Genomic DNA, 5,813 nt, shown 5'->3' with positions numbered 1-5,813 from the left:
AAAGCCGCTAGCGGCTGGCTCGTGGTCGCGCGCAACACGGCGCGCGACCCCATGCTGTGGTTCCTGTTGCTGACAGCAGGCCTGTTCGGCCTGCTGGGGCAAGTCACCGAGTCGCTGACGCTGCTGGTCGCGATGGCGCCGCTGCTGGGCATGGACGCGTACCTGCATCGACGCACGAATGCTTCCTCCGCAGGGCTGGCGAGTCGGTTGGCCAGTTCAGCACGGGTGCTGCGCGACGGGCAGTGGCGGGCCATTCCGGCGCGGGAGTTGGTTCCGGGCGACTTGGTCGAGGTGGCGCCGGGCGAGTACTTCCCGGCCGATGGCCTGCTGGTGTCCGGCAACGGCCTTCAGGTGGACGAATCGACTCTGACCGGCGAGTCGTTGCCGGTGGCCAAGCAAACCATCGAGCCTGCCGCGCCACTGCCTGCAAGCGCGTCCGAGGAGCACTGGGGCACCGCGGGCACACGCCTGCTGACCGGCAAGGCCTGGCTGCGCATCGTTTGCATCGGCAGCGAGACGCGCTATGGCGAGATCGTCCGTTCCGCCACCGAGGGCAGCCACGCCCCCACCCCCCTGCAGAAGGCCATTGGCGAACTCGTCGCCGTGCTGCTCGGCATGGCGATCGTGATGTGCATCGTCCTTGCCGCGATCAGGCTGTGGCACGGCCACGGGTGGATCGATGCACTCCTCAGCGCTGTGACGCTGGCCGTGGCCGCGCTGCCCGAGGAGTTCCCGGTCGTCTACACATTTTTTCTCGGCGTCGGGGTTTACCGCTTGGCTCGCAAGAAGGCCCTGGTGCGGCGCGCGGTTGCGGTGGAGAACATCGGCCGCGTCACTTGCATCGTGTCGGACAAGACTGGGACGATCACGGCGGGCTCGCTGGTGTTGGCGCACCGGGCCCCGGCCGACGGCGAGGACGAGGCTTCGGTGCTGCAGGTGGCTACCTTCGCCGCAAGGCCCGACAGCGGCGATCCGCTCGACCAGGCCCTGCATGCGGCGGCGGGGCAACTGCCGCAGGCGGCCAGGGTGGCTGACTTCCCATTTACGGAAGCCCGGCGCCGCGAGACGGTCATCTGGCGCCTGGCCGCCGGCGATCCAACGGCCTTCACCAAGGGCGCTCCGGAGACCGTGTTGGCCACCTGTGAGTTGTCCCAGCCGGAACGAGCCAAATGGCTCGCTCGCGTCGAGGCGTACGCACGCAGCGGGCACAAGGTCATTGCGTGCGCCCGGCGTGAGATGCCTGCCGGGATGCCCACCGGCGTCGAGCCCGAGGCGGGCTTCGCGTTCACGGGCCTGCTGGCCTTCGAGGACCCGGTGCGCGACGGCGTGCGCGAGGCCATGGCCGACTGCATGGCCGCGGGCATGCGCGTCATCATGGTCACCGGGGACCATCCGGCCACGGCCGCGGCGATTGCGCGCGAGATCGGGCTTGGCGGCGCAGAGCCGAAGGTCGTCGTTCTTGCACCGGGGGACGATGCCGGTGCAGTGCTCGGCGCCAATGGCGGCGCGCATGTGGTGGCGCGCGCCACACCCGCGCAAAAGCTCGCGCTGGTGCAGGCGCTCCAAGCCGAGGGTGAACTTGTCGCCGTCACGGGCGACGGCGTCAACGATGTACCGGCGCTCCGCCTGGCCGACGTCGGCGTGGCCATGGGCGAGCGCGGCACGCGCAGCGCCCGCGAGGTGGCGCCGGTGGTCCTGCTCGACGACAACTTCAGGACCATCGTCGATGCCGTGGCCGAAGGCCGCCAGCTCTTCCAGAACCTGCGGCTCGCCTTCGCCTACCTGCTCCTGGTGCACCTGCCGCTCGTGATCGGGGCCGCCGCGATCCCGCTGATGGGCCTGCCCTTGCTGTTCCTGCCGATCCACATCGTGTGGCTGGAACTCGTCATCCATCCGACGGCCATGCTGGCATTCCAGGATCTCCCGGGCCTGGGGCCGCTCGCTCCGGTGCGGCGCCATCGACGTGCGCGCTTCTTCTCGACCGAAGGCTGGCTGGGCATCGGCCTGGTCGGCGGGCTCATGAGCGTGGCCGTGGTCTGGAGCTACCTCCACGCGCTGGGCGCTGACCGGGACGTCGAGCACGCCCGCGCGATGGCCCTGACTGTACTGCTGGCGGCCAGCGCCGCCATCACGACCGGCCTGACGAAGCTGCGCCAGGCCACCGCGCGCTGGCTCGTCGTCGGCACGCTCGCATCGCTCGGCATGCTCGTCCAGATCCCGGTGGCCAGTCGATTGTTGAACCTCCGGCCGCTGCACGGCGACGACTGGGCGATGGTCGCCATAGCCTTCGCCGTCGTCGGCATGGCGACACTCGGCCTGGCATCGCGGTTGAGGCACCACCCGGATTGACGCGAGGCGACCGAATGCCAGACCCAGCCACGTTGCGGCTGCGCTGAGGGCCCGGGACCATCACGCTGTCGATCGGGAACTACCGAAGCACCGGCGTTTTCCCGGTTGAAACCGCCACCGGTTTCTTGAAAATCGGCCGACCGAACGCAGAGGGCCGCGCACCGCCATGAACACCACCACGCATTCCGAAATCCAGAAGCTCGTCTCCGCCGAGGAATGGCAGCTGCGCGTGGACCTCGCGGCCTGCTACCGGCTCGTCGCCCTCTACGGCTGGAGCGACCTCGTCTTCACCCACATCAGCGCGCGCGTGCCGGGGCCCGAGCACCATTTCCTGATCAATCCCTATGGGCTGATGTTCGACGAGATCACCGCCTCGAGCCTGATCAAGGTGGACCAGGACTGCAACAAGGTGATCACTTCGCCCCACCCCGTCAATCCCGCCGGCTTCGTGATCCACAGCGCGGTGCATGCGGCGCGGCCGGACATCCAGTGCGTGCTGCACACCCACACGCGTGCCGGCATCGCCGTCAGCGCACAAAGGAACGGCGTGCTGCCGATCAGCCAGCAGTCCACCTTCGTGCTGGCCTCGCTGGCCTATCACGACTACGAGGGCGTGGCCTTCCGCGACGACGAGAAGCCGCGGCTGCAGGCCGACCTGGGCGAGGCCAACTTCCTGATGCTGCGCAACCACGGCCTCCTGACCGTGGGCAAGACCATCCCCGACGCATTCCTCTCGATGTACATCTTCGAGAACACCTGCCAGATCCAGATCGCCGCACAGGCGGGCGGCGGCGAGCTCACCCGTGTGGATCCGCGAATCATCGAAGGCGTGGGGCAGGCACTGAAGGTGCAGACCGGTGGCATGGGCGGCGCCTTCGCCTGGCCCGCGCTGATCCGCAAGCTCGACCGCATCGACCCCAGTTACAAGGACTAGCAGCGGGCCACCCGGCACTCCCGCCACCCGTACTTACCCTCACCGCACTGACGGCGGATCGACAGCTTCGATTCCTACGATTTCTCCGAGGCCTCCCGAGACGCGGGCAGCCCACGGCGCAGTTCGCGCACTACAGGAGACATCGACCATGCAGATCACCGGCATGTTGCACGGCGCACGCCTGCTGCACTTCGCGGGCTTTCCGGCGACCGAGGTGCTGGGCCCCGCGGCCAGCGAAGAGGAAATCAAGGCGCTGATCGACAAGTACGGACTCATCTTCGTCAAGCCCGTCTTCAAGGGCGGCATCGGCAAGAAGGGCAAGGCCGGCCTGCTGGGCCGCGCAAGCGACCTGAAGACTGCGCTGGCCGAGAAGGAGCGCCTCTACTTCGCCGAGCACACGGTCGGCCATGTCAAGGCCAAGGCCAACGGCGTGACCTTCGAGGCGGGCGTGCCCGCCAAGCACGAGGTCTACTTTTCCATCAGCGACTCCACCCGCTTCCGCGCCCCGACCATGACGCTCACGCACATGGGCGGCATGGACATCGAGGAGCTCGACAAGACCCAGGTCGCGACGGTGCCCTTCGACCCGCTCACCGGCCTCAAGGCCTTCGTGGTGGCCAACGCGCTGACCGAGATCGGCGCACCGAAGGAAATCATTTCGCCGCTGGTGCAGCAGTTGCCCAAGCTGTGGGAGCTGTTCCACGACTTCGGCATGACCACGCTGGAACTCAACCCGATCCGCATGCGCGAGGACAAGAAGGGCCGGCTTACGCCGGTGGCCTGCGACTTCAAGTGCGGCTTCGACCGCGACGACCCGCGCTGGCTGCGCCTGGGCCTGCCGCCCCACCTGTTCGCGGCCGACTACTCCGACTTCGAGCAGGAGATCAACACCCTGCGCACGCACCAGGGCCAGAGCGACGTCTACGTGATCAACGAGAACGGAACGGTGCTCGCGCCCACCTTCGGCGGCGGCGCCAACTCGCTGGTGACCGAGATGCTGGGCGACGACGCGATCATCAGCTCCGACTTCGGCGGCAATCCGCCCTACGAGAAGATGAAGGAGGTGGCACGCATCTGCTTCAGGCACTGGCTGAAGCAGGCCAACGTGCTCTTCATCATCGGCGGCAAGAGCAACAACACAGACATCTTCGAGACCCTGCGCGCGATGGCCGACGCGCTGCGCGAGCACTTCAGCCAGCACGGGCCCACGCCGCTCTACGTGGTGCTGGGCCGCGGCGGGCCGAACCTGGTGCGCGGCATGGGTGCCCTGCGCGACACCTGCGATGCGCTGGGCCTGCCCTACCGGCTCTTCGGCTTCGATTCCGACATGAGCGAGGTGATCCAGTTCGCCCGCAAGGTCAACGCGTGGATGAAGGACGGCGGGCGCGAGCAGGTCGCGGCACGCCTCGGCATCCAGGCCTCGACGGCCGCTTGAAAAAAGGGAGGACAACATCATGCAATCCAGCTGGCAGAAGACAGGCGTGGGCGACTTCAAGTACCACGTGGGCATCAGCTCGCTCACGCAGGTCGCCTCGCGCGAGGACCGCGTCTGCGTGCTCAACATCCTGGGCGGCGAGTCGAGCGAGGTCACGCCGGTGAGCCATGCCTACTCGGGCGGCAACGTGGTCTTCGGCACCGCGCCGGGCAAGGGCGGCGCGGTGCTGGAGACGCCGATCGGCGAGATCCCCGTCTTCAACAATGTGCGCGACGGGCTGGCGGCGGGGCACCGCTTCAACTGCGGCGTGGTGTACCTGCCACCCTCGGCGGCGCGCGACGGCGTGGCCGAATTGATCCGCGTGAACCCGGAGCTGCGCAAGATCTTCATCATCACCGAGAAGATCGCCGTGCACGACGCACGCGAGATCCGCGCCATGGGCCAGCAGAACGGCATCGACATCTTCGGCGCCAATGGCCTGGGCGTGGCCGACTCGTGGAACCAGGTCCGCATCGGCGGCGCACTGGGCGGCGACAAGCCTGGCGATTCGCTGCGGCCGGGCTCGATCGCCATCTTCTCGAACTCGGGCGGCTTCTCCACCACCATCGCGCAGTACCTGCGCATGGCGGGCTGGGGCACCACCACCGTGATCTCCTCGGGCAAGGACGTCTATATCCACTACGCGGCGCCCGAATTCGCCTTCGCCCTGGCGAACGACGCGCGCAGCAAGGCCGCGGTGCTGTATTGCGAGCCGGGCGGCTACTACGAGCTCGACGCGAAGTTCACCAAGCCGGTCGTCGCCTGCGTGGTCGGGCGCTGGAAGAGCAAGCTCACGCGCGCGGTCGGCCATGCCGGCGCGATGGCTGGCGGCTCGGACGATGCGCTGGCCAAGGAACGCTGGTTCATGGAGAAGTTCGGCGTGGATGCGATATTCACGCCCGGCAACCCGGTGTTCTCGGCCAAGGGCGCGCTGGTCACCAACATCGCGCACATCCCGGCCGCCCTTACGGCAGTGATGCGCGCCAACGCGAGCCTGCCCGATTTCGCGCCCGAGGGCACGCTGGCCCTCAAGCCCTGGTTCGGCTCCGACGAAGG

General features: G+C 68.0%; 3 protein-coding genes and 1 pseudogene. All 4 read left to right on the top strand.

All coding sequences use genetic code 11. The annotated features are described in order from the left end of the window. On the top strand, positions 1 to 2,349 hold a 2,349-nt coding region (locus APY03_RS29605; protein WP_068682646.1), incomplete at its 5' end, for a cation-translocating P-type ATPase. Positions 2,350 to 2,515: 166 nt separating this feature from the next. Further along, positions 2,516 to 3,283 carry a class II aldolase/adducin family protein gene (locus APY03_RS29600; RefSeq protein ID WP_068682644.1) on the top strand — a complete coding sequence of 256 codons (768 nt, stop codon included), beginning with the start codon at positions 2,516 to 2,518 and terminating at the stop codon, positions 3,281 to 3,283. Positions 3,284 to 3,431: 148 nt separating this feature from the next. Next, positions 3,432 to 4,718, top strand: a complete 1,287-nt coding sequence (locus APY03_RS29595; protein ID WP_068682642.1) for an ATP citrate lyase citrate-binding domain-containing protein — start codon at positions 3,432 to 3,434, stop codon at positions 4,716 to 4,718. A gap of 19 nt (positions 4,719 to 4,737) precedes the next feature. Then, positions 4,738 to 5,813, top strand: a pseudogene (locus APY03_RS44765) (CoA-binding protein); the annotation flags it as partial.

The organism is Variovorax sp. WDL1, assembly GCF_001541225.1.
Classification (GTDB): Bacteria; Pseudomonadota; Gammaproteobacteria; order Burkholderiales; family Burkholderiaceae_C; genus Variovorax.
The sequence above is the reverse complement of the archived record's forward strand: the minus strand, read 5'-3'. Positions and strand labels throughout refer to the sequence as shown.

Excerpts from the sequence above, each read along its gene's own strand:
- APY03_RS29600 (WP_068682644.1), top strand. The coding sequence starts at position 2,516 with ATGAACACCACCACGCATTCCGAAATCCAGAAGCTCGTCTCCGCCGAG.
- APY03_RS29595 (WP_068682642.1), top strand. The coding sequence starts at position 3,432 with ATGCAGATCACCGGCATGTTGCACGGCGCACGCCTGCTGCACTTCGCG.